The organism is Flavobacterium denitrificans DSM 15936, from assembly GCF_000425445.1.
GTDB classification, from domain to species: Bacteria; Bacteroidota; Bacteroidia; order Flavobacteriales; family Flavobacteriaceae; genus Flavobacterium; species Flavobacterium denitrificans.
Window position 1 is genome coordinate 23,125 of the sequence record NZ_KE384378.1, and the last position, 24,676, is coordinate 47,800.

At 33.5% G+C, this 24,676-nt stretch carries 20 protein-coding genes; 11 read left to right on the forward strand and 9 right to left on the reverse strand.

All coding sequences use genetic code 11. The annotated features are described in order from the left end of the window. Positions 1–17 precede the first annotated feature (17 nt). Positions 18–4,112 carry a hybrid sensor histidine kinase/response regulator transcription factor gene (locus tag H600_RS0116810; RefSeq protein ID WP_026729877.1) on the reverse strand — a complete coding sequence of 1,365 codons (4,095 nt, stop codon included), beginning with the start codon at positions 4,110–4,112 and terminating at the stop codon, positions 18–20. 174 nt (positions 4,113–4,286) lie between these two features. Further along, on the reverse strand, positions 4,287–7,397 hold the full coding sequence (lacZ, locus tag H600_RS0116815) for a beta-galactosidase, LacZ type (protein ID WP_026729878.1): 3,111 nt from the start codon (positions 7,395–7,397) through the stop codon (positions 4,287–4,289). 541 nt (positions 7,398–7,938) lie between these two features. Here lacZ and H600_RS0116825 point away from each other — a divergent pair. Continuing rightward, positions 7,939–8,385 carry a GNAT family N-acetyltransferase gene (locus tag H600_RS0116825; protein WP_026729879.1) on the forward strand — a complete coding sequence of 149 codons (447 nt, stop codon included), beginning with the start codon at positions 7,939–7,941 and terminating at the stop codon, positions 8,383–8,385. A 3-nt stretch (positions 8,386–8,388) separates the two neighbouring features. Here the strand turns inward: H600_RS0116825 and H600_RS0116830 are convergent, their stop codons facing one another. Beyond that, on the reverse strand, positions 8,389–9,252 hold the full coding sequence (locus tag H600_RS0116830; protein ID WP_026729880.1) for a LysR family transcriptional regulator: 864 nt from the start codon (positions 9,250–9,252) through the stop codon (positions 8,389–8,391). Between the two features lie 64 nt (positions 9,253–9,316). Between H600_RS0116830 and H600_RS0116835 the strand changes: the two genes are divergently transcribed. Both H600_RS0116835 and H600_RS0116840 read left to right on the forward strand, forming a co-directional pair. After that, on the forward strand, positions 9,317–9,838 hold the full coding sequence (locus H600_RS0116835; protein ID WP_026729881.1) for a GNAT family N-acetyltransferase: 522 nt from the start codon (positions 9,317–9,319) through the stop codon (positions 9,836–9,838). Positions 9,839–9,853: 15 nt separating this feature from the next. Continuing rightward, a complete protein-coding gene (locus H600_RS0116840; RefSeq protein WP_026729882.1) occupies positions 9,854–10,735 on the forward strand; it encodes a DMT family transporter in 882 nt (293 codons plus the stop codon). Between the two features lie 80 nt (positions 10,736–10,815). Here the strand turns inward: H600_RS0116840 and H600_RS0116845 are convergent, their stop codons facing one another. The 3 genes from H600_RS0116845 to ku form a co-directional block, all read right to left on the reverse strand. Continuing rightward, on the reverse strand, positions 10,816–11,877 hold the full coding sequence (locus H600_RS0116845; RefSeq protein WP_026729883.1) for a zinc metalloprotease: 1,062 nt from the start codon (positions 11,875–11,877) through the stop codon (positions 10,816–10,818). Positions 11,878–12,049: 172 nt separating this feature from the next. After that, positions 12,050–12,994, reverse strand: a complete 945-nt coding sequence (locus H600_RS0116850; RefSeq protein WP_026729884.1) for a homocysteine S-methyltransferase family protein — start codon at positions 12,992–12,994, stop codon at positions 12,050–12,052. Between the two features lie 133 nt (positions 12,995–13,127). Then, complete coding sequence (gene ku / locus H600_RS0116855; protein ID WP_026729885.1) at positions 13,128–13,907, reverse strand: non-homologous end joining protein Ku; 780 nt, start codon at positions 13,905–13,907, stop codon at positions 13,128–13,130. A gap of 256 nt (positions 13,908–14,163) precedes the next feature. Here ku and H600_RS0116860 point away from each other — a divergent pair, with 256 nt between their 5' ends. Further along, positions 14,164–14,931: a DUF2490 domain-containing protein gene (locus tag H600_RS0116860; protein ID WP_026729886.1), complete on the forward strand. Its 768-nt coding sequence runs from the start codon at positions 14,164–14,166 to the stop codon at positions 14,929–14,931. A gap of 77 nt (positions 14,932–15,008) precedes the next feature. On the opposite strand, the gene H600_RS0116865 is transcribed toward H600_RS0116860, so the two are convergent. Further along, positions 15,009–16,244: a PQQ-dependent sugar dehydrogenase gene (locus tag H600_RS0116865; protein WP_026729887.1), complete on the reverse strand. Its 1,236-nt coding sequence runs from the start codon at positions 16,242–16,244 to the stop codon at positions 15,009–15,011. 205 nt (positions 16,245–16,449) lie between these two features. On the opposite strand from H600_RS0116865, the gene H600_RS0116870 reads away from it, so the two are divergent. The 4 genes from H600_RS0116870 to H600_RS0116885 all read left to right on the forward strand — a co-directional run bounded on the left by H600_RS0116870 (position 16,450) and on the right by H600_RS0116885 (position 21,180). Next, positions 16,450–17,343 carry a dienelactone hydrolase family protein gene (locus tag H600_RS0116870; protein WP_026729888.1) on the forward strand — a complete coding sequence of 298 codons (894 nt, stop codon included), beginning with the start codon at positions 16,450–16,452 and terminating at the stop codon, positions 17,341–17,343. A gap of 90 nt (positions 17,344–17,433) precedes the next feature. Beyond that, complete coding sequence (locus H600_RS0116875) at positions 17,434–18,150, forward strand: AAA family ATPase (protein ID WP_026729889.1); 717 nt, start codon at positions 17,434–17,436, stop codon at positions 18,148–18,150. Between the two features lie 158 nt (positions 18,151–18,308). Beyond that, positions 18,309–20,507 (forward strand): tetratricopeptide repeat-containing sensor histidine kinase, encoded by a 2,199-nt coding sequence (locus H600_RS0116880; protein ID WP_245176591.1) that lies wholly within the window; start codon positions 18,309–18,311, stop codon positions 20,505–20,507. Between the two features lie 31 nt (positions 20,508–20,538). Next, positions 20,539–21,180: a response regulator gene (locus H600_RS0116885; protein ID WP_026729891.1), complete on the forward strand. Its 642-nt coding sequence runs from the start codon at positions 20,539–20,541 to the stop codon at positions 21,178–21,180. A gap of 296 nt (positions 21,181–21,476) precedes the next feature. Here the strand turns inward: H600_RS0116885 and H600_RS0116890 are convergent, their stop codons facing one another. Next, positions 21,477–21,866, reverse strand: coding sequence for a helix-turn-helix transcriptional regulator (locus H600_RS0116890; protein WP_026729892.1), 390 nt, complete (start codon positions 21,864–21,866; stop codon positions 21,477–21,479). An 819-nt stretch (positions 21,867–22,685) separates the two neighbouring features. Next, entirely contained in the window at positions 22,686–23,186 is a 501-nt protein-coding gene (locus H600_RS0116900; protein ID WP_026729894.1) for a CinA family protein, read from the reverse strand. Between the two features lie 236 nt (positions 23,187–23,422). Here H600_RS0116900 and H600_RS0116905 point away from each other — a divergent pair, with 236 nt between their 5' ends. From H600_RS0116905 to H600_RS0116915, 3 genes are read left to right on the forward strand one after another with little or no spacing between them, the layout of a single operon-like run. Continuing rightward, positions 23,423–23,902: a hypothetical protein gene (locus H600_RS0116905; protein ID WP_026729895.1), complete on the forward strand. Its 480-nt coding sequence runs from the start codon at positions 23,423–23,425 to the stop codon at positions 23,900–23,902. A 12-nt stretch (positions 23,903–23,914) separates the two neighbouring features. After that, on the forward strand, positions 23,915–24,313 hold the full coding sequence (locus H600_RS0116910; protein ID WP_026729896.1) for a hypothetical protein: 399 nt from the start codon (positions 23,915–23,917) through the stop codon (positions 24,311–24,313). Positions 24,314–24,350: 37 nt separating this feature from the next. Further along, positions 24,351–24,620 carry a hypothetical protein gene (locus tag H600_RS0116915; protein ID WP_026729897.1) on the forward strand — a complete coding sequence of 90 codons (270 nt, stop codon included), beginning with the start codon at positions 24,351–24,353 and terminating at the stop codon, positions 24,618–24,620. Positions 24,621–24,676 lie beyond the last annotated feature (56 nt).

Sequence of the window (24,676 nt, forward strand, 5' to 3'; positions counted from 1 at the left end):
TTCTTTCTTCTTCAATTCTAAGTCGATTTCCAAAAACTCTCATTCAGAATGTATTTGTTATCCTTCACATTTTGATATTTCTTTTTAAACTCTGAAGGATTCAAATTATAAAATTGCTGAAAGTGTTTTCGGAAATATTTAATATCGCCAAAACCGGCAATCGAAGCGGCTTGGCTAATTTGCAAATCGGTAGTAATTAATAAAGTTGCTACTTTTCGCAAACGAACATTTCGCGTAAATTCTAAAACCGACTTTCCTGTAATTTTTTTGATTTTTTTATACACTAATGAATGACTCATTCCTAATTCACTTGCTAAATCTTTAATATTAAAGTCATCAACATCTAAATTAGAATCAATGATTTCGATGATTTTATCCAGAAGTTTTTTATCCTCGTCAGACAATTTTGGCCCAGCAACATTTTTTGTAACCGAATTAAGCAGATAATTCTGTTCACTGTCACGACGCGTCAGAATTCCGTTGATTCTCGCTAATAAATATTCGTTATCAAATGGTTTTGTAATGTAATCATCTGCACCAACTTCCGCACCTTTTAATTTTACATCTTCTGAAGTTCCTCCAGTCAGAAGAATTACAGGAATATGTTTTAAATCGGGATCAGATTTTATGTGTTTGCAAAATGCTACGCCATTCATTTCGCCCATTACAACATCAGAAATAATCAAATCTGGCTGTACATTTTTGACAATCTGCAATGCATTTTCAGCATTTTCAGCCGTTGTTATATGATATTTTGAGGCTAAAATTCGTTTTAAATAATTACGGATTTGGACATTGTCATCGACAACCAAAATACTTTTGGCATCCTTGATAACATCTTTAACATTTTCAGGCTCTTCTTCTATTTTCTGCAAAACATTCTCACGAATTGCAGTTTCTTCTAAAGCTTCATCTAGAAATAAAGTCCTGTCGCTTAAATCTTCGCGAATTTCAATATCGCCAAAATGTTCTTTCCCAAGAAGCAATCTTATTTCAAAAACAGAACCTCCATATTCATTGTTGCGACAGCTTACTTTTCCGTGATGTTGGGCTATAAATTGTTTCACCAAATACAATCCGATACCAAATCCTTTGCGGTTATTTTTGACATTTTTTCCTGATTGATAAAACAAATTAAAAATTTTGTCTTTGTCTGCATCGTCAACACCTTCACCGTTATCGGTAACATTTATGATGACTTCAGAATCTGTGCATCTTAAATTTACTGCAACCTTTCCGTTTTCTTTTTCAGTGAACTTTAAAGCATTGGAAATCAAATTAAACAAAGCCATTTCAATTTTTTCACGATCTACATAAACCAATTGTCTTTCTTCAGAAATACTAAAACTGTAATCAATCTTTTTCGATTTTGCGTGTTGCACAAAACAACTAAAGACCTCTTTGCACAATTCTACAATATCAATTTGCCCTACTTTAAGTTTTCCGGTTTCGGTTTCAGTTTTTCTAAAAAGCAGCAACTGGTCAACCAAACTCAACAATCTTCTGGAATTGCTGTAAACCATTTCAATTGCGGCGGGGTCAATTTGTTGTTCTGTGCCATAAATAATATCCTTCAGCGGATTGATAATCATCGTTAAAGGCGATCTGAATTCATGTGAAATATTGGTAAAAAAAGTTAGTTTTTTCTCGTTTAGTTCTTTTTCTTGTTTTGCTAAATCCTGAGAAAGTCTAACTTCGTATTTAAGTCTTGCCTGTTCACGTTGATAGTTATCTACCACAAAAACCACAAACCCAAATACGACAAAATAGAAAAAGTAAGCCCAATTACTTCTGTACCAAGGTGGCAAAATAGTTATTGGCAACGAAATTGATTTGCTGTTCCAAATTCCTTCAGCATTTGTCGATTTGATTTTCAGCACATAATCGCCTTCTGTAATTCTGGAATAATTGGCGCTTCGAATATTATCCACATAATGCCATTGCGAATCCCATCCTTCCAAAAAATAAGCGTATGAAATTTTTTCTGGCAAACTGTATTCTAAGGCAGCAAAATCAATGTTCAACATCGATTCATCATAAGGAAGTTTTAACTTTTCAACTCCAAAAGCGCCTAACCCATCTTGATCATAAATTTTATTATTTACTTTAATCGATGTGATAATTAATTTTGGAAAAGCGTGAACTTGACTGTTGACTTTCGTGTCGATGATATTGAAACCTTTAATTCCTCCAAATACAATCTCGCCCGCAGAAAGCCTCAGTGCTGCATTATAATTAAACTGATTGCTCTGAAGTCCGTCTGTATCGTGGTAACTTGTGATTTTTCCGGTTTCAACGTTATAAACAAATATTCCGTTATAGGTACTGCACCAATACGCGCCTTGTTTGTCTCGAACGATATTTAAAATCGAATTGTTTGGAAGTCCGTTTCGTTGGGTTAAAAATTTCTTCTCAAAAGTTTTTGGATTAAAAATCATCAAACCTCCCCCTTCTGTTCCCACCAACATTTTCGTATCCGAATGTGAAACGATAGAACGAACCGGGTATTTTACGTCGATTTCTTTTCGTTGCATTGTATTAGGATCGAAACGGTACATCTTTGAGAAATTTCCAATCCAAAGATGATTTTTATCCTGAGCGATTGAAATGATACCACGTATTTGCGCATCAACAAAATCGAAGTGATCTGATCTTTCATTGTATCGATACAGGCCTTCTTCATCAGGCGAAGCAGCCCACAAAATGTTCTTTTTACATTTGAACATTACCCAAATATTCTTTTGAATTGCTGCATTTTTTGGATTCAAAAGATTGTATTTCTTAAAATTATGCGTTTGGGAATTAAAGAGACACACACCGCCACCGTACGTACCAAACCAAGTTCCTTTATCGTCTTTGAGAATTACAGAAACGAAGTTGTTGCTGAGCGAATTTGGATTATTTGCGTTATACGAATAATTAGTGAACGTATTTGTTTTTCGGTTCCACAAACTTGCTCCTGCGCCATCTGTCCCAATCCAAAGATTTTCTGAATCTTGTTCGCATAACGAAAGAATAAAATCGCTTGGCAAAGTATTTTTTGTCAGCTCATTTTTAGAAATTGTCACAAAAGGACTTTTGGTCTCTTCAATAGTATTAACACCACCTCTAAGCGTTCCAATCCAAACTCTGTTTTCATTATCTAAGTATAGGGATGAGACAGCATTACTGTTGAGTTTTTCTCCATCAAGAGAAGCACTTAATAGCGTAAAAGAATCTTTGTTGTAGTTGTATTTTACGATTCCATTTCCATTGGTGGCAATCCAAAGTTCATTGGAGAAACCTTTAAACATTAAATCTGAAATGGGATATTGAATTTCCTGATTGGTATAAAGATGATGCGTTTTATTTTTTGTATTGTATTTCAAAAGTCCTTCTTCTGTAGCCATCCAAATATTTGAATATTTGTCGAATAAAATACAGCCACTTCCAACAGAACTCTCAAAAACAGCAGAAAGTCTATTAGTCCCAGACTCCATCGCTACTAAACCCACACCCGCAACTGAGCACCACAATTTGCCCGAAGCATCAAAATCTAATTCTTGTACGTGAAAATCCCATTTTAATTTTCCTTTTACCAAAAGCGGAATCTGAACAATATTTTCATTTTCTCCTGCGGCATAGAGCAATCCTTTTCCCGCAGTTGCGATGTACATTTTTGATTTATAATCCCGAATTTGATTGACAACAAAATCTATCTTTTCACTTTTAGATGTTTTTTCATTGATATAATTCTTTGTACTAAATTGATTGCTCAAATAATTATAAACAGAAATTCCTCCTTTTGTTCCAATCCAAATTTCATTCTGCGTACCACAAATACTTACAATTCTGTTATTTGCCAAAGAATTAGAATCATTTGGTTCGTTTCTAAAACTTAAAAAATTATAACCATCATATCTGCTTACGCCATCATATGTTCCAAACCACATCAAACCTCTTTTGTCTTTGTATACCGAGGTTACTGCGTTATTGGCAAGACCATTTTTGATGCCGATATAACCAATATCATATTTTTTCTGTCCAAATTTAGGAATAGAAGTTCCCTCTGTCTGTGATTTAGCAGCAAAATGGACTAATAGTGCGAAAAATAATAGAATTTTGGTTTTCAAAATTTCGGATTTTAGATTAAGTATATTTTAAAATCTAATATTTATTTTCTTAAAAAAATCAAGATGATAAATTATTCGTGTGAAAAATACAATTATTAAATTAATCTTAAAAAAAACCTATGAAAATAAATCATAGGTTTTCGTGCAAAAAAAAAAATACACATAAAATTCTTATCAATTGACTAATGAAATTATGTAAGAATATATATATTTTTTATCAGTTAAACGATATTGATCGTGTGGCAAACGTCCCCAGCTGTCATCTCCACCTACACCTCTTTGTTTATAATCTAAATGAAGATAAACGGCTTCTTTAGAATCTAAATCCAAATCAGACGGATGACGTTGTGCTTTTGTTTTGCCTGGATCTAAAGCCTCTGTTGAGATGTTCAAGGCACTAAAACCTAATGCCTGTAATCCCTCAAACTTTACGCCTTGACCTTTGCTATTTTTCAAAGTCAACCAGCGAACATCAGTTTTATAACCGCCTTCTTGCGGACGAATATAACTTTTTGTGTATTGATTAATTACCTTATCTGAATATTCTCCAACTAACGCTGCCGAATTTCTGTCTGAATAATTTTCCCATGGCCCTCTACCATAATAACTTAAATTATCAAATGATCCATTTAGTTTCGCACGCATTCCAAAACGAGGCATTTCTGGCAATTCTTTTCCTTCTAAATTAATTGCTGCCGTAACTTTTATTGCACCATTATTTTGAATCAAATAATCAACAGTGTAAGGAACATTAACTCCAGCTAATTTATAAGTAGTTTTTATCACTAAACCTTCAGGCGATTTTTTATCCAAAACCACACTTGCAATTGATGCATTTTGCGAAGCTTCTTTCCAGATTACTAATTTGTTTTCCATATTGCTTCCAAAATCATTATCAGTTGGAGCACGCCAGAAATAAGGTGTTGGGAAATTGTTGAAAATTACATTTACATCATTTTTAAAATTGTATTTTAAAATTTCTCCTTTTTTAATGTCAAATTCACCTGAAACGTTTTCAGCTTCAAAAGAAAGGATATCACCCTTCACTGTGTATTTCAATTTTGAAGCACTTTTTTCAGTTATATTTTTGAAATAGGAACCTTTTCCAATTGCAAACTGCTCTCTTGCAAATTCATGTCCTTTTGCAACTAAAGGCGCATCTGCTTTTGAATACGCAAAAACATTTACAAAATATTCAGAATTTCCATCGATGGAGCCTAAATCTAAAGCTACTTTCTTGCTTTCTGTTGGAGCTGCATCTATATTAAATTCTCCTGATTTTATTTTTGCACCGTTTTTTATCAATTCCCATTTGAAATTAAAATCTGAAAGATTCGTAAAATTGTAAAGGTTTGTTATTACTAAATCAGATTCCTTAAGCTGAAAATGAATATTTTGATATACTTTTTTGATTTCGCTTAAGGCTGGTTTTGGTGTTCTGTTTGAAAAGATAACACCATCAGCACAACCATTCTCATCATTTTGCAGTTTTGAAGCACCTAAATCGCCTCCATAAGCCCAAAATGTTTTTCCGTTTGCATCTTTGGTTTTGATTCCTTGATCAACCCAATCCCAGATAAATCCGCCTTGCATGTGTTTACTGCTGTTGATGATGTCCCAATATTCTTGGAAATTTCCACCGCTATTTCCCATAGCATGTGCATATTCACACATAATATACGGGCGGTTTTTATCTGCCGCTGCATACGATTTCATGCTTTTGATTCCTGGATACATCGGACAAACAATATCTGTATTTCTATTTTCTCCAGCTTGTTCAAATTGCACTGGACGAGTTGAATCGACTTTTTTCAACCAATCATAAGCATCATAAAAAACGGGCCCGTTTCCGCACTCATTTCCTAATGACCAAATAATAATTGATGGATGATTTTTATCAAAAGCAAACATTCTTTTAATACGATCTAAATGCGCTGGCGCCCACTCTGGCAAATACGCAGGATGCTTTTTCTGGTCAAACCAATTTTGCCATTCTGCGCCCATTGCATGCGACTCGATATTCGCCTCATCTACAACATAAAAACCATATTCATCACATAAATCGTAAAGTTTAGTATCGTGCGGGTAATGGCTCATACGAATGGCATTGATATTGAATTCCTTCATCAACTGAAGATCTTTCAGCATTAACTCATCATTTGGAACATGTCCATTTACATCATCATGTTCGTGAATATTGACACCTTTTACCATTACTGCTTTTCCATTAACCAAAAGCTGTGCATTTTTGATTTCAACTTTTCTGAAACCTGTTTTTTTAGAAACCGCTTCCAGAATATTTCCTTTGCTGTCAAATAACGTAATCGTGTATTTATACAAATTTGGCGTTTCCGCATTCCATTGTTTTACGTTTTCAATAGTTTTTGAAAAGTTTACATTTGATTCTTTTGCATTTACTTTTTTGCTTTCAGAGTAAACCATTTTTCCTTCTTTATCAAACAGTTCCACCTTTACAGATGGATTTTTGATCTTGTTGTTTTCGAAGTATTTTAAAGTAACATCAATATTGAAAAGTCCATTTTTATATTGACTGTCTAAATCACTTTTTACAAAATAATCCCAAACGGTCGTTTTTGGCATTGCTTGCAAATAAACGTCGCGTTCAATTCCGCTTAATCTCCAAAAATCCTGATCTTCAAGATAACTTCCGTCATGCCATCTAAATACTTGAACAGCAATTAAATTTTCTCCTTTCTTTAAAAATGACGTAATATTGAATTCAGCCGGTGTTTTTGAAGCTTTTGTCATTCCTACTTCTTTTCCGTTCAAAAACACTCTTGCATAACCTGAAATAGAACCAAAATGAAGAATAATTTCTTTATCATTCCAAGAATCTGAAATCGTAAAATTGCGTCTGTAACTCGCAACCGGATTATAATCTCCCGCTATAAAAGGAGGATTTTTAGGAAACGGATAAACAATATTAGTATAAATCGGAATATCATATCCTTGCAATTCCCAGTTTGAAGGAACCTTAATTTCCGACCATTTGCTAACATCGAGATTCGGTTCGAAAAAATTTGTTGGTCGTTGTGCAGGAGTTTTAACAATATCAAATTTCCAAAGTCCGTTCAAACTTTGATACAATGCCGACTTTTTAGGATTATTTTCCTTTAATTCGTCTGCATTACTATATAAAAGAAACGAACTTCTCCCCGATTCTTTTCCTCGGTCTACTACTTGCGGGTTTTCCCATTCATTAGTTTGTGCAAAATTTATTTGTGCACATAAAAACAGCGACGCTGCTAAAAAAATTTTCTTCATCTAACTATTTTTGATTGTATAAGGTTTGTTTTTAAAGAAAAATGTCATTCCAAATTGATTTAAAGCACTTCTTTATAAAAAACTTATAAAAAAAGGAACGGCCCTAACACTAACCAAATCTTAAAAACGTACGCTTTAAATCAATTTGGAATGACAAATTCTTGAATCACAAATTTAGATATTCACTTAAAAGACATGAGGGGCAATCCGATATAGTAAAAGGGGTAATTTAGTATTCATACGCGTTCTGTACAATTTTACCCCTTCTTTTAATGCGTTTTTAGCATCACATGATAAAAAAATAGCATTTTATATCATTATTCTTGATTTTATCTTTGACAAAAAATAAAATAGTTTTATTCAATAATAATCTAATTTGATCTGTTGAAATCTGTGTAAATCTGCGTGAAAAAATCGATGCACAAAAGTATTGTACGCAGATTTACACAGACTAAAGCAGATTTACACAGATTTGAATTTAAACTGGCGATTAAAATTGAAAAAATAAATAATATCACCCAACCGGTTAAAATAGTTTTTAATGAATTATAGCTACACAATTAAAGCATTTGGAGAATTTACCAATTTGGAACTTTATGAAATGCTGCGTTTAAGAAGTGAAGTTTTTGTGGTAGAACAAAATTGCGTCTATCAGGATTTGGATAATAAAGACCCAAAAAGTTTTCATCTTTTATATTATGCCAATGATGAATTGGCTGGATGCACTCGATTGCTTCCAACGGGTTTATCGTATGATGATATTTCCATTGGAAGAGTGGTAATTGCACCAACGTTCCGCGGATTGGGTTTAGGGAAAAAAATTATGGAAGCTTCGATTGCAGGTTGTCAGGAAAAATTTGGCAAAAGCCCGATTCGAATTAGTGCACAATATCATTTATCCAATTTTTATCAATCACTTGGATTTATGGAACAAGGCGAACCGTATGACGAAGACGGAATTCCGCATATCGAAATGCTTAGAAATTAAGAATTACGGGATAATCAATTTTAAAACATTGGCCAATACCGGATTATGATCTTCTGTTCGCCAATTAATAAATAAATCCGTTTCAAGTGGCATTTTTATAAATCGGATTCCGGGAATTTCATGAAAAAGATAAGAATCTGGCAAAATTGCGATTCCCATTCCTTTTCGAACCAAAGCAATAATGGCAGATCCGAATTCAGAATGAAGATATACCTCGGGAGCATTTTCTAAAGAATTGAATAATCGCTGAATCAAATCGCTGTAACTGCTTCCTTCGTCATTTGTTGGAAGGATGAATTTTTGAGACGCGAGTGTTTCTTTTGTCAAATCTTCGGGTGTTTTGTACGGATGATTTTCGGGAACAACGATGGCTAAATTATCCGTATAAAATTTTTCCGAAGCAATATCTTTGGCATTATTGATATCGCGGGTAATCGCCAAATCGATTTTATAATTTCGAAGAAAATCTTGCTGATCCTCGTACAGAACCTGAACCAATTTTATTTTGAGTTTTGGATAAGCCGCTGAAATTCGGGACAAAATATCCGGCATGATGGAGGCAGAAATTGAATCAGGATGCGCAATAGTAATGGTGCCGCTTTCGCCCAATTGAATCTGGCGGGCTGACTGGTGAATGAATTCAAGTTTATTGAGCTCGACTTCCCATTTTTCGTTTAGAAATTGGCCGGCAGCAGTAAGTTTGACATTACGTTTGTTTCGCTCAAAAAGCTGAACACCCAACTGATTTTCCAGCGACTGAATTTGTCTGCTCAATGCCGATTGTGTAATATTCATTTTTCCGGCAGTGTTCCAGAAATGAAGTTCTTTGGCAAGAGCCAAAAAATATTTGATTTGCTGTAAGTCCATTGATGCAATTTACGCATTTATTGAGAATAAAAAACAGCTTTTAATGCATTAAAAAGAAATAAAAATGAATACGCTAAAAATTACAAAAGCCACGCTTAACGATATTGAAAAGCTTCAGAATATTGGAAGACAAACTTTTTACGAAACTTTTGCAGAAGTAAATTTAGAAGAAAATATGGCAAAATATCTCGAAAAAAGTTTTGCTACTGAAAAATTGGCTTCAGAACTTAAAAATGAATCTTCGTATTTCTATTTGGCAGAAATCGATGAAAAAGTAATCGGTTATCTAAAATTAAATACCGGGAATGCTCAAACTGAAAACCAAGATAAAAACGCTCTCGAGATTGAACGTATTTATGTTGCAAAAGAATTTCATGGCAAAAATGTTGGGCAAGAATTGTATGTGCAAGCTTTAAAAATGGCAAAAGAATTAAACGTTTCCTATATGTGGCTTGGCGTTTGGGAAAAGAATTTTAGAGCGGTTAGTTTTTATACCAAAAATGGTTTTACGCAATTTGACACACATATTTTCAAATTAGGCGATGACGAACAAACGGATTTGATGATGAAAAAAGTCTTAGCCTAAAACCTAAAGATCAAAATGGAAAAGAAACGACTTTTATTGATTTTGCTAATTATAGGAACAGCTTTCTGGGGAATTTCCTATTCGATTACAAAAATGGCAATTGGGGATTATTCTCCTGCAATCTTTTTATTTTACAGGTTTTTATTGGCAGTTATAGTCTTGACTATTATTTTTTGGAAATATGTGAGAGAAACCAATCTTGAGGCCATTAAAACTGGCGTCATTCTGGCAATTCCGATGTTTTTGGGAATTCATTTACAGACTATCGGACTCAAACATACCAATGCTTCACAATGTTCTTTCATCGCCGGATTAACCGTAATTATTATTCCGTTATTAAAATTAGCGATTTATAAAACCAATACTTCATTAAAAATTTGGGTGGCGGCGTTGACTGCTTTAACCGGATTGTTTATTATTGCGATCAAAGAAAAATTCGAAATAAACATTGGCGATTTGTACACGATTGCAGGCGCTTTTGCTTTTGCAGTTTATTTGATTACGGTTGAAAAACATTCTGCTTTAAAAAACCTTTTGTATTCAATTGTACCGATGTTTGCTTTTTGCGCGCTTTTCACTTTTTGCATTGCGCTAACTGAAAATCATTCTGATTGGTTCCCTAAAAATGACACCTTTTGGCTTGGCGTAATTTACTGCGCTTTGTTTTCAACCGCTTATATGTATACCGTTTCTAATATTTCGCAACGTTATTTATCTGCCGAAAGAGTGGCCGTAATTTATTTGTTTGAGCCTGTTTTTGGCGCTATTGGAGCATTTTTTATTTTGGGCGAAAATCTTGGTTGGCGTCTTCTTTTAGGCGGAACCCTTATTTTTTCTGCGACTATTATTTCTGAAGTGAATTTTAAAAAAGATAAACTTTTGATCAAAAAAATCTGAAATTAAATTTATTATAAAACAAAACCGCAAATTCGAATTTCAACATTCAAACTTGCGGTTTTTTTATTTTGTATTTTTAATTATTGAAAATCTGAAGACTTATAATAATTCTGAAGATTTACGATAAATAGTCCTCCAGCAAAAAACTCCTTATTGATTCTGGACATCACAGGACTAATTCCGACGCTCACATTATTTATCATTTTTGGGTACGTCATATTAGAGTCATGATTAAAACCAATGCAATGCCCAATTTCATGCGCCGTAATATCGCCCGCATCTTTGCTTATATAATCATGCAAAATATGTTCTGCATAGCCCAAAGTTGCGCCACCGCCTAAGCCCGAAACTTTATCGACTTTGCCACAATTAAAACGGGCATGGTTCAAAATATTGTTATAAGCTTTCTCTTTTTCAGCCAATGTTAAAACGGTTGTGCCATCATTACCTATAATTTGTTCATTCAAAAATGCTTGTTTGAAATTATCCGAAACAAAAACGATTCCCATGTTCAACATTAAACCCGAAAATCGACGAATATCTTTGGCAGTTGTGGGCATCCAATTATTGTTTGGATCATTATTTGGGTCGTAATTATGATATTTTATAGTCCATTTTAATGCTTTTAATTTTTTTAGTTTTAAGATGGTTTCATTTTCTCCCGTAAAATCAAAAGAAATTTTGGTTGTTGCAACTCCGGTGGTTTTGTATTGAGAAAGATCTACTTTTTTATTTTCAACATCTAAAAAAACTGAAGTTCCTTCGACAAAAGGATATTTCATCGTCTGCGTGGCATGCGCTCTTATTTTTTTTATTTTGAAAAGCTGTACTTGCGCATTGCCTTCAATCGTGGCTAAAATTGTAGCATCTTCAATATCGAATGGCGCGAAATTAGAAACTTCGATTGTTTTCTCATCAATCGGTTTTACTCTTATAACTTGCGAAATACTGTAAATTCTAGCTTCTGAAGTCATTACATCCAATGCTTCATCATCTTGAAACATTAAAGTTGAATTTTGGTTTGTGTCAAATGAGACTTCTTTTGGAGCGATTTTTTCTTCTACTTTATCGTCATCATCAGATTTACTACAGGCAATAAATAATCCTAAAATAATGACTGCGCTAAAAATTCTTTTAATCATAAGAATAACAAGGTTTAAGGTTGATAGCAGATTTGAGTGCGATGTTAAATTACTATTTTTTCTAGCTTTAATCTACTTTAAGTAAGATTATTTTTAAAGAAAAAATGTTCTCTGCTCTATATTCTCTCCTTTTCAGCTTGCATTTCGCCATAGATTATACAAAACTAGATCATCATCTAATTTGACTTATAATTTCTTCTATATGTTCTTCGTCAGTGCCACAACAGCCTCCAAATACATTTACGTGCGCAAACGAATCTTTTAACTCTTTATATGCTGCACCTAATTGTTTTGGAATTCCTCTGTCTAATTCAGTTGCTTCGTCTAATTCAGCGTGGCTTTTGCAGGATGCATTTGCTCTAAAACCTTTTATGCGTTTTGTCCAATTTTCATTTTTTCCAGCATTCAGTTCAGCTAAAAAATGTGTTGGATGCGCACAATTTATCATATAATATAAAGGCGGAATAGTGGTATTTTCGTCGATTTTTTTGATGGCTTCTTTCAAGCTCATTCCTGTCGGCAATTTGCCGTCTGTTTCTACAGTAAAGGAAATTACTGCTGGCAAACCAAAAACTGTGGCCGCACGAACAATGCCTATAACCTCGTCAACGTAATTCATTGTTAGAGCCGAAACAAAATCAACAGGGGTTTCACTCAAAACTTTTATTTGTGCCGAATGATACAACTCAGATTCTTCAGGCGTCATGCAATTCTCAAGAACATAACCATCACCACGCGGACCAATACAACCACTGATAAGTACAGAATTAAAATCATTTGAAAATAAAGATTTTAAATCGGTCATTAAGGCAACAGCATCTTCGTTTATTGTTGCTAGAGCATTTTTTGGGTAACCAATTTTTTCAATCCAATCAGGATTTGCGCGCCATGTTGGAGTTTCTAGAATGAAATTGGTCTTATACTTTTTTGCTAAATTCAAATATCGCAAATAATAATTTTTGACAGCCTCATACCCTTCTTGGCTCTTCAATAAATCAAACGCGGCGAAATACGGAAGATCAAATCCTTCTAAAAAGACTAAAGTTGTTTCAAGTCCACCATCGGTTAAAAACATTTCTTCAGAGGCTGTCGGCAAAGTATTTCCACTAGTTCTCATTTGTTTAAATAAATATAAATTATTAAAAATCAGTACAATAACTAAACAAATATACAAAATTTTGAGATTGAATTATTTTAGAACATCTTTAGAACATCAAGCCATAATTTGAACCTTTGAAAACAAAATTCAGTTAGGAAGACTTTTTCTTTTTGGTTTCCAAACTTGCTTTCAGCATAGTCATTAAATCATCGTTTTGCTTGTGTACGACTTTTAATTTTGGTGCTGTTTTTTGAACTTTCCCTTTGGCTTTCTTTTTAATAATATCCAAAAGTTTTGCCGTGTATTCATCCTTAAAACCTGTAATATCAAACTTTTCAGTAAGCTGATCAATCAGCTTTTCGGCCATATCCATTTCTTTTGTCGATTTTTTAGACATTGGTGGCAACTTTAATTCATCTGTATTTCTAATTTCCTGCTCAAATCGAATTCGGTTTAAAACGATGACATTTTTATACGGTTTAAGGATAGCGAGACTTTCTTTATTTCGCAAAACAAATCGTGTTACACCAACTTTACCCGATGCTTGCAACGCATCACGAAGCAAACCATATGCATTCATTGCACCTTTATCTGGCTCTAAATAATACGGCTGTTCATAATAAATGCTTTGAATTTCTTTTTCAAAAGCAAAACTTTCAATGTCGATTGTTTTAGTTTTAGTGGCATCTGCTGCCTCAAAATCCGAATCTTCGAGAATTACATATTTATCTTCTAATTTATAACCTTTTACAATATTCGCAAAATCCACCTCTTTGCCTGTATTTTCATTTACACGCTTAAATTTAATGTTTGCATGATCTTTTTTATCCAGCATATCCATGTCTAGAGTACTTTCTTGAACTGCCGAAAACATTTTTATGGGAATATTAATTAAGCCAAAACTCACTGAACCTGTCCATATTGATCTCATGATAATTCCTTTTAAAGTTGATATTCTAAATTAAATGAAATGGGGAAATTTTGTCTTATAAAATCTAATCTGGGTTTTATAAAATAAAGATTTCAAAAAACACTTTCAAATAATTAATTTCAAATCAATTATGTCTTTTTGACCGTTGTAATTTCTCGTTAAAAATAATATCTTTACTCTACTATTATTGTTTGCATATTGCCTTATATCATTTTAAAAGAAATTTAATTTTAAACTAATTTCTATCGCAATTTCTATGAAAAACAATTTTATCGGGATTCTTATTTTATTGCTTCCCGTAGCGATATTTGGGCAAGCTCAGGAAAAAGAAATCAATCAACAACTTCAAACCTGGGTTTCTATCAATACCGTTACTAAATTTTCAGATCATTGGGCTGTTATTGGCGATTTTCATATTAGAAGAAATGACTTCTTGCAGGATCCTAGTTTTTATTTTATAAGAGGTGGTTTCAGTTATATTCCAAATTCAAATGTTTCGCTAACTGCAGGTTATGCGCATATGTGGCTGGCGCCTTCAAATCCAGATTGGAGCACTTTTGCAGATGAAAATAGAATTTATCAGCAAGCACAATTAAATGCCAAAGTTGCCAATGTGAGTATCTTGCAACGTTTAAGAAATGAGCAACGATGGCAAGAAAAAATAGTTGCTGACAAACCCAGTGGCGATTGGCGTTTTACCAATAGAATTCGTTATTTGATGAGTTTTACTTTCCGAATTTCTGATAATGAATCTTGGCCGTCAATGGTGCTTTCAGATGAAATCTTGCTACAATTTGGAGAAGAAGCTGTTTACAATACGTTTGATCAGAATCGTTTTTTCATTGGAATCAAAAAAACAATCAACCCAAAATGGAGTTACGATTTCGGGTATATGAACCTTTATCAGCAAAAGTATTCGGGTTACCAATATGATATGAATCATACCATTAGATTGTTTTTTTACCTGAATACCAGCATCCGAAAAAAGGCGCCTTCAACAATTGAAAATTCAGGCGACGAGTAAACTAATCTCTTTAAAAAAATCAATTTTCTTAAAATAAAAACGCTGTTGGAAAATTTTTCAACAGCGTTTTTATCTTTTTATTTTTTATCAATTTTATACAGTCGACCTTGATCTGTAACGGCATAAAGCGCGCCGTCACTGCCTTGCGTAATATCTCTGAATCGCTGATTTTCGGAAGCCAAAAGTCGTTCTTCACCAACAACTTTATTGTTCTCAATTGCCAACCTTACAATATGCATACCGCTTAAAGCACCAATAAACAAATTGTTTTCCCATTCCGGAACTCTTGTGCCGGTATAAAAAGTCATACCACTTGGCGAAACAACAGGATCCCAATAATAAACAGGCTGTTCCATACCGCTTTGTTGCTGAATCCCTGCTCCTACTTTTTCACCGCTATATTCAATTCCGTACGTAATAGTTGGCCAGCCAAAATTTGCTCCTGCTTTTAATCTATTGATTTCATCACCACCACGCGGACCGTGTTCGCTTTCCCAAATTTCTCCCGTAACAGGATGAATGGCTAATCCTTGCGGATTCCTATGTCCTATACTATATAATTCTGGCAATGCTCCAGTTCCTGTAAAAACAGGATTTCCAGACGCTGGTTGTCCTTCTTTTGTTAATCGTATTATTTTTCCAAGGCCAGATGCAACAGATTGTGCTAATGGTCTAGTTTCTAAGACAGAACGTTCACCGGTACTTACAACAAGATTACCTGTCTTGTCAAAAAGGATTCTTCCACCGTAATGCAGATTGCTTGGATTAGCGGGTTTTGCTCGATAAATTACCGTTGCACCTTCAATTGTTTTTTCATCAGCCGAAAGTTTTCCTTTGGCTACTGCTGTGTTATTTCCACCTGTTGTAGATTCAGAAAAAACCCAATAAATCATTTTATTTGACGCAAAATCTGGATCAAGGCACAAACCTAGCAAGCCACCCTGACCAGAAGCATTCACTGCTGGAAGTCCTGTAATTGGATTACTGACTACTCCTTCGGTTGTCACAATACGCATTTGTCCGGCTTTCTCAGTAATTAAAAGTCGGCCATCTGGAAGCATTTTTACGCCCCACGGATTAGCTAATGCACTAGTTATCACAACTCCCTGAAAACTTGTATTGGTTTTAACGCCACTAATTCTAGTTTGTCCGGCAAATGCAGGCGTGTAAGAACTATTCGGATCGTTTGTTTCAACCGGATCAGTAACTGTTCCTGGATCTGCCGGATTATCTTTGTCATTTGAACAGCTGGAACAACTTAAAGAAATTGAGAATATCGTAAGAAGCGCTAACGAGCAGGTTATCTTTTTCATCTTATTTGATTATTTAAAATTAAAAAAACAGTTTTGGGTAATGTCATTCAAATTTCTTAAATAAAAATGAGAATAATTTTACACAATTCTCAAAAGAGTTTACAGAATTATAGCTTATAACGCTAAAAACCAACAAAGTATTTCATTTAAAATCAATTTAAAAGTAATCATTTTATTTCCTAAATTAGTTTTAAAATTAAAAGCTATGGACAAAATAACCAAGGAAGACATAAGTCAGGAAGTGTTTGATTTATATGATGACTATGCGCACAACAAAATTGACCGTCGTATATTTATTGAAAAACTATCCATTTTTGCGGTTGGAACACTTACTCTTCCATCGCTTTTAAGCTTTATGACACCAAATTATGTCGACAGCATTTTAATTCAACCCACAGATCCAAGATTAAAAACAGGCTATATTAATTATGATTCTCCAAAAGGTGGAGGAAGCATCAAAGGCCTTTTGTCACAACCAGCAGAGACTAAAAAGAAACTTCCGGGAATAATCGTTGTTCACGAAAATCGAGGACTTAATCCTTATATCGAAGATGTGGGAAGAAGAGCCGCAATTGAAGGTTTCATTACACTGGCGCCAGATGCATTATCTCCATTAGGAGGTTATCCCGGCAATGACGATGCGGGAAGAGAATTACAAAAGAAGCGCACACGCGAGGAAATGCTTGAAGATTTTATCGCCGCATTTGAATATCTAAAATCCCATAAGGACTGCAATGGTTATGTGGGCGTTGTTGGTTTTTGCTTTGGCGGATGGATTTCAAATATGATGGCGGTTAAACTACCAGATCTAAAAGCTGCGGTTCCTTATTATGGCGGACAACCAACCGCCGAAGAAGCAGACAAAGTTAAAACGCCTTTAATGTTGCACTACGCAGGTCTAGATACACGTGTAAATGACGGCTGGCCAGCTTTTGAAGCAATCCTCAACAAAAACAAAGTAGAACATACTGCCTACTTTTATCCTAATGTAAATCATGGCTTTCATAATAATACAACACCAAGATATGATGAACCTGCCGCGACTTTATCATGGACTAGAACGATTGATTTTTTTAAACTGAAATTGAAAAAGAAATAAAACATAGGTATCTAAAAATCAATTTTATCTATAAAGTTTGGTGTGAAACTCTGCTGAATTAAGCTTAATTTTGCACCAAATTATATTAAGATGAATCTGTACGAGCTTACCGTAAACGATACCGAAAAAATTGCCATTCAAGATCTATTTTTTAGCGCAGAAAACAAGGCTATTTTAGAACAAACAATAAAAGAGCACCGCTATATTGACGATCTAAAAAAATACAATCTTCATGTTGACAATAAAATACTGCTTTACGGGCAATCTGGCTGTGGGAAAACGACAACCGCAAAAGCTATTGCCACGGCATTGAACAAAGAAATTATCATTGTGAATTTGAGCACGATTATCAATGCGAAAATCGGCGAAACTTCAAAAAATGTCAAAGCGCTGTTTGATAAAGCGGCTCGCGAAAATGCAGTTTTGTTTTTGGATGAATTTGACCAAATTGCCAAAAGCCGTGAAAACGATGACAAGGATGTTGCTGAAATGAAACGTTTGGTCAATACAATCATTCAGTTAATTGATTATTTTCCTACAAATTCACTACTTATTGCTGCCACAAATTTTTATAACAGCATCGATACTGCCTTGTTAAGAAGGTTTCAAATCAAGCTAAATTTTGAAATGCCAAATGAAAGGCAATTAGATCTTTACTATGACAAGATTCTTAACGCATTTCCTATTCATCTGCAGGATATTCCCCGCAAATATTGTATTTCATATGCCGAGGTTAAAGATTATGTAAACACCACTATGAAAGGTTTAATTATTGCCGAATTGGAAGTTTTGCAAAAACAATTCTAAATCTCTGGCAGATAATTATATCACAATTTACCCCAAAAAGTTGAATTAAAATCAATCCTTTTTAATCCATTTGTAGTACTTTTAAGCGCAAATTAAAATTCATAATTTATTATAAAACCCAAATTTACAAGACTTTAACAAAGCTCTTGCTATTTAGAGTGCAGATTAAAATTATGGTGGCTTATTTCAAAAGACTTCATTTCTGGATGTTCTTGTTCTTTTCTTTTTCGGCTCTGGCGCAGCTGGAAAACGGAAAGAAAACACTTGTGCATAAAAATACAATTCTAAGTCCTGAAGAAAAAAACATAAAGGAACTCTACGCCTTATACAATAAAGGCGCTGAAAAAAAGGCGTACAGCAAAGCACATTCGATGTTAAAATCATCTATCAGCAATCGATCTACGGCTTCTGCTGACTTGCTTTTGGCTTATTATTTTAACAAAAGAGCTCTTGTCGATTCTTCTCTTTACTATACCAGACAAGCTTTAAAATTTAATACAACTCCAAATGATTCGCTCAAAAACCGACTTTTTAGTTTGGGTTATAATTTGATGGCACTCAATTACAAAAAACGCGGTTTGCTTGAAGAGAGCAAAAAATGGCATATTAAAGGAATTGAAGTTTCTCAAAAATACAACGAGAAAAATCTCTATTACACACACACGCACGGTTTGGCGAAAACATACAGCGATTTGGGCAATTATAAAAAAGCTTTAGAACTTTTTAAAAAATGCCTCGAATACAAAGAAGATGACGAAATTGTTCTAGGAAGCTGCATCAATATTGGTGATATTTATTCGGAATTGAAGGAATATGAAAATGCCAACTTTTATTATAAAAAGGGAAAAACACTTTGCGAAAAAACGAATAACAATCAAGGTAGAGCCGTTATTTTGCTTGGGCTTGGAACAAATTATCAACTACAGCACAAACTTGATGAAGCTTTAAAAATGTATCAGGAAGCGGTTGTGATAGCCGACAAAAGTGAACTGAACCAAATTGCAGTAATCGCCCGCGGAAATGTTGCCGATGTTTATATTGATCAAAAAAAATACAGCGAAGCAAAACTCATTTTTTCTGAAGGAATTCAGAAGGCAGTTCAATTTGGTTTTCTTCAGGATCAAATTCATTTTTATGATGAACTTCGAAAGATTGCTGTTGCACAGGACGACTATAAAAATGCTTACAATTATTTAGGAAAATCAAATCAGATTAAGGATTCTATTAATAATCTTCAGAAAAGGAAAGAGATAAGTGAGCTCGAAATCAAATACAATACTTCTGAAAAAGAAAAAGCAATAAAACAGCTTGAATTTGAAAACGAAACTAAAAAACTGACTGTTGCGAATCAAGCTGAAGCTTTAAAAAATATGGAGCTTCGGGAAGAAATCACAAAGAAAATAAATGAAAACACCATATTGTTTTTACAAAATTCTGGCGACAAAAAACGACATGAAATTTCGCTTCTAAAAAAAGATCAGCAATTAAAAACACTTGAAATTTCGCAACAAAAGAAAAACAGATCTTTTACGATTTTAGCCTTCCTTATTATCTTAATTCCAATTGCCGGAGTTTCATTTCAATACCGAAATCGCTTGAAAAACCAGCGTTTGCTAAATGCAAAACAAATTGAAATCAGTACACAAAGAATCGATGGAATTTTAAAAGACCAGGAACTAAAATTAATAAAAGCTTCAATTAGCAGTCAAGACAAAGAACGTGAACGCATCTCGCAGGAACTACATGACAGCATTGGCGGTAATTTGGCAGCAATAAAACTGCAGTTAAACAATTTAAGCAAATCGAATTTGTCAAATGTAGAAAACCTCAGCACGCAACTTGATGAAACCTATCAGCAGGTTAGGAATTTAGCACATAATTTGATTCCGAAGAAATTCAGCAATCATAAATTTTGCGAAGTTTTAGAGTCCTATTTGAATAACATCAGCGAAGCCAGCAAAATTAAAATTTCATTTACGACATATCCTAAAACAGCAATAAATGCAATGGATGAAACCATTCAAATTGAAAGCTTTAAAATTGTTCAGGAACTTTTGACGAATACTATAAAGCATGCAAAGGCGTCCAATATAGAGTTGCAATTTAACCTCATCGATAATTCTTTGAATATTTTATTTGAAGATAACGGTATTGGTTTTAATACCGAAAATTACTCTCGAGGCATCGGTTTTATTAACTTAGAAGCGAGAATTGCGAAGCTGGACGGAACTTTTGCCTTGGATTCAAAACTAAAAAGAGGAACAATTGCTAACATTGAAATTCCGATTTTGGAACATTCTACTGTCAAGAAAAATCCAGTTCAGGGAATTCAGATAAAAAATAAGCTTATTAATTAATAATCCGATTTTAACCCAAACACTATTGAAAATGAAAAAAATCAACCTGCTTATTGCCGATGACCATACCATGTTTTTACAAGGAATTGTTTCGCTATTGGAACAAGAATCGGAAATAAACATTGTTGGAAAGGCTGTAAACGGAATTGAAGCTTTAGAAATCATTAAAACCAAAAAACCAGATTTGGTTATTCTCGATATCAGTATGCCTGAAATGGACGGAATTGAATTGAGCAAAATATTGAAGAAAGATTTTCCTGAAGTAAAAATTTTAGTGGTAAGCACGCACAGCAATGTCAAGATTATTTCGAGATTAATCCGAATTGGCGTGAATGGTTATTTGCTGAAAAATGCTGAAAAATCAGAATTGTTAACAGCAATACGCACTATTGCTTCGGGTGAAAATTATTATTCGGAAGAAACAGAAGAAAAATATTTAGCGAATCATTTAAAAATTGAAAAACAAGTTTCTGTTTTAACCGAATTGAGTTCGCGCGAAAAAGAAATTTTGGTTTTGATTGCTCACGAATACAATACTGCCGAAATTGCTGAGAAAACTTTTATCAGCCTCAATACTGTAAATACACACCGCCGAAACTTACTCTCAAAACTAAATGCAAAAAATACGGCAGGTCTTGTAAAATACGCTGTCGAAAATGGCTTGGTAGATTAATGTTTGTGCAAATGAATGCTGATTTTTTTTAAGTGACAACCAGCCAAAAGAATATTTGAACGATACCATTTTATTTTCGCCAATAATGACTGCCGCGGTTGTTCCCCCAAAAACAACATATGCGGCACCATTACTCAGCTCTTCCGCTTTTTTAGCGGCAATTATAATACCCATTTCCATGATTATTCCGTTGTAAAATTATAATACAAATGAATTTTACACATCACTATAAATAATGATTTTTAGTATCGATGAAATTTTGCTTTGAAATTGACAGAAAGCATCATTCTAAAAAATTAAAATGTTCCAAATTTTTCCTTGTAGCGTTCTAATTCAGCTTCAGTTTTAGCGAGAAGTTTTTCTAAAAGCATTATTTTATCTTCATAGAGCAATTTTAATGTTGCCGAATTTTCTTCGGTATTGATCAAAATGCTTCCATTATTGTTTCCTATAACCTTATTAAAACTGCTGAAGTATCTTTCACTATCAAAGCTTAAAATATCTTCTACACTAACTTCTAAAATACGGGCAATCTCAACTAATTTAACATACGATAAAATGGTTTTACCTTTCTCAATTTTACTATAACCAGCCTGTGTCACGCCAAGTTGTTCTGCCATATATTCCTGTGTGTAATTTTTTAATTCTCGTATACTCTTGATTTTATTTTTAATTGAAGTGGCCATATTTGTGATTTGAGATCTGGCTTAGCAAATACAGCCCAATACTAAATTTAGTATTGTAGCTAAACCGAATTTTAAATGGGTTTTAAAGCTACTTTATTTGTAGGCTAATAAAGCAACTTTGTCGTTATTTTTTCTTAGTAGTTATAATAAACCCATATACGACAGCAATAACGATAAAAGCTAGATCGTACTGGGGAATTCCTGAGATGGTCATTTTAATATTATAAAAATTATGCAGTTTTTTTTGTTATCCGTTCAAATTGAAGATTTGAAAATTCAGTAATTTGTTTGTCAACACAATTTTTGTCTTCAATTTTAATTTTTATGACAATTTCTTTTTGGTAACAATCCCGCACTATCACATAATAATCGAATTCAGATGAATTATGAAATCGTATGATGATGAGAATACTAAAGGCTATGAGAGCAGGAATAATATAATTTAGATCTTTTATTTTTGTAAAAAACATACAATAATATGCCGCAATAGTCACTAGGAAAAATAAAAAATTGACAAAAAAATAGTTTTTCTTTTTCCGAATTAAACCAAGTTCAATTATTTCATCAAAACTATAGCGCCATTTCTTTTTTCTATAAGTAAAATGAACATGAGTAGAGGTAAGTTTAAGGAACATAAAAAAATAGGTGGTAAACGATTTAGGAAATTTATTCAAAAGCTTAATGTCATAAAAGCTTAAACGCAATATTACGCAATACCTTCTTTTTTTTCTTACAATTTGCCTAATACAATATAACTAAGTGTTATAATTCAGTACAAAATTGTAAAATATTACTTATAACTATTTTTAAATCAGTACACTAACTCATACTTTTTTTACAATCAATCTTTATTTCTTTCAAAATTAATTCTGAAACTGAATCAATTGCCTGATTAATAATATCTTCTGGCGAACCATCAAAATAAAATTGTTTTGCTATTTCACTATTCTGAAAAACAATATGTACAAAAATAGTTCCTACTGGTTTTTCTTCGCTTTCACTGCCTCCGGGAGTTGTAAGTCCAGTCAAGGCTACACAGATATCTGAATTCATGTAATGAGAAAAACGCTCCGCCATAAGTTTTGTCACCTCTGCAGATTCGGCACTGTATTTCTCAATCGTTCCCCATGGTATATGCAATAGATCTTCCTTCATTGAACTATGATAACAAACCATTCCACCAATTAAAATTCGGCCCGAATTAAAAACAGTCGAAAATTCATAACACATTTTTCCAGCCGATGCGCTTTCTACAAAGCTTATAGTAAGATTTTTTTCAATTAGAACATTACAGCATTCAGTAACTTTTTGAGAAGCCATAGCAATCGAATTAAAGATTATTACCTCAAAGTAAAATCATTTACGGCGTAAAAATTTACAGAATTTTTCAAAATACTTATATTATAAGTAACTGTTAATTATGCAACTATAATTAATATTCTTGTAAGGGCTTCGGCTCGTTAGCTTGGTAAATTTGTAAAATACAAACTTTTGCAATTGATAAAGTAGAGGCAAAAAAGTTAAAGAGTAAATAACAACAATATAAAAAAACTGTTATGGAAAAGTATCACAACCCCGACTATAATCAGCACGATCCTGATTATATTGATCAAAATATTCTTGTAGATGGCTCTTCAAATGAGGATCACTACAAACAAGATTTAAAAAAATATGACCAACACGAATTTGGTGAAAGCGATCCTGATTACATCGATCAAAATACGCTTGTTGATAATGATAATTATGCGCGAGACGAAGATCCGTATCAATATCAAGAAGAATTTATTGAAGACCAAAAACCTCCTGCAACCGATTATGAAGGCAACAGCAATGTAAGGTCTGAAAATATTCCGAATCAGGAACGTATTATAAACGAAGATGATGCCATTACAAATGATGATCGAAAAAATGACTTCGACGAAGATTATGATCCTGATTTAGATGCAGAAAAAGATAGCGATTTTGATGACGATGACACAAAAGATCTAGATGATTTTGATGCAGAGCATTATCCAGAAAATCATCCTAGAGAATAATCATCATCAAATATGGATTTGACATCTCAAATTATATGGCTTTTTGTGTTGGCTGTTCCAATTTCCTGTATCAGCTGGACCGTCACGCATGAAGAAATCTTTAGGGAGCCTAGAGAATGGTGTGTCAAACATTCAAAATTTGATAGAACAATTTGGTCACGTAAGGCATTTTATCTGTTCACTTGCGAATATTGTTTCAGTCATTATGTCACAATTGCATTTTTAGCGCTTTGCGATTATAAACTTTTGTTAAATGACTGGCGTGGCTACATTTTGGCAGGATTCTCGCTGGTTTTTATGGCAAATATCTACATGAGTCTTTTTGCTTTGCTAAGACAAGCGATCAAGAAAGAAAAGGTAGAAATTGAAAAAATTGAGAATGAAACTGAGAGCGAAAAGCTTTCAAATTAATACAATTACAGTTTAATGAAATAAATTATAAATAATTATGGAAAATTTGAATTTTATAGATCCTTTATTACATGGAGTTACGCCAGCTTCGGCTTCAAAATTATCAGTAAAAAATCTAGTTTGCGCGGGAATCGGAGCGCTTGTAGCTGGTGCTGTACTTAAAAAAACTGGGCATAATAAAACAGCAGCGGTGGTAGGAAGTTTGGCATTGCCTCTATTGACTACAGCCTGCTATAAACAAATCTCAAAATCTTACAAAGCAAAAAAAGAACATACTCATAGCAGCGGAATTGAATATAATCACTAAGATTTTAGATTTTAGATTTTAGATTTTAGATTTTAGATTTTAGATTTTAGATTTTA

Bases quoted from the DNA above. Each gene is read 5' to 3' on its own strand.
- lacZ (WP_026729878.1), bottom strand. From the start codon at position 7,397: ATGAAGAAAATTTTTTTAGCAGCGTCGCTGTTTTTATGTGCACAAATA.
- H600_RS0116825 (WP_026729879.1), top strand. From the start codon at position 7,939: ATGAATTATAGCTACACAATTAAAGCATTTGGAGAATTTACCAATTTG.
- H600_RS0116830 (WP_026729880.1), bottom strand. From the start codon at position 9,252: ATGGACTTACAGCAAATCAAATATTTTTTGGCTCTTGCCAAAGAACTT.
- H600_RS0116835 (WP_026729881.1), top strand. From the start codon at position 9,317: ATGAATACGCTAAAAATTACAAAAGCCACGCTTAACGATATTGAAAAG.
- H600_RS0116840 (WP_026729882.1), top strand. From the start codon at position 9,854: ATGGAAAAGAAACGACTTTTATTGATTTTGCTAATTATAGGAACAGCT.
- H600_RS0116845 (WP_026729883.1), bottom strand. From the start codon at position 11,877: ATGATTAAAAGAATTTTTAGCGCAGTCATTATTTTAGGATTATTTATT.
- H600_RS0116850 (WP_026729884.1), bottom strand. From the start codon at position 12,994: ATGAGAACTAGTGGAAATACTTTGCCGACAGCCTCTGAAGAAATGTTT.
- ku (WP_026729885.1), bottom strand. From the start codon at position 13,907: ATGAGATCAATATGGACAGGTTCAGTGAGTTTTGGCTTAATTAATATT.
- H600_RS0116860 (WP_026729886.1), top strand. From the start codon at position 14,164: ATGAAAAACAATTTTATCGGGATTCTTATTTTATTGCTTCCCGTAGCG.
- H600_RS0116865 (WP_026729887.1), bottom strand. From the start codon at position 16,244: ATGAAAAAGATAACCTGCTCGTTAGCGCTTCTTACGATATTCTCAATT.
- H600_RS0116870 (WP_026729888.1), top strand. From the start codon at position 16,450: ATGGACAAAATAACCAAGGAAGACATAAGTCAGGAAGTGTTTGATTTA.
- H600_RS0116875 (WP_026729889.1), top strand. From the start codon at position 17,434: ATGAATCTGTACGAGCTTACCGTAAACGATACCGAAAAAATTGCCATT.
- H600_RS0116885 (WP_026729891.1), top strand. From the start codon at position 20,539: ATGAAAAAAATCAACCTGCTTATTGCCGATGACCATACCATGTTTTTA.
- H600_RS0116890 (WP_026729892.1), bottom strand. From the start codon at position 21,866: ATGGCCACTTCAATTAAAAATAAAATCAAGAGTATACGAGAATTAAAA.
- H600_RS0116900 (WP_026729894.1), bottom strand. From the start codon at position 23,186: ATGGCTTCTCAAAAAGTTACTGAATGCTGTAATGTTCTAATTGAAAAA.
- H600_RS0116905 (WP_026729895.1), top strand. From the start codon at position 23,423: ATGGAAAAGTATCACAACCCCGACTATAATCAGCACGATCCTGATTAT.
- H600_RS0116910 (WP_026729896.1), top strand. From the start codon at position 23,915: ATGGATTTGACATCTCAAATTATATGGCTTTTTGTGTTGGCTGTTCCA.
- H600_RS0116915 (WP_026729897.1), top strand. From the start codon at position 24,351: ATGGAAAATTTGAATTTTATAGATCCTTTATTACATGGAGTTACGCCA.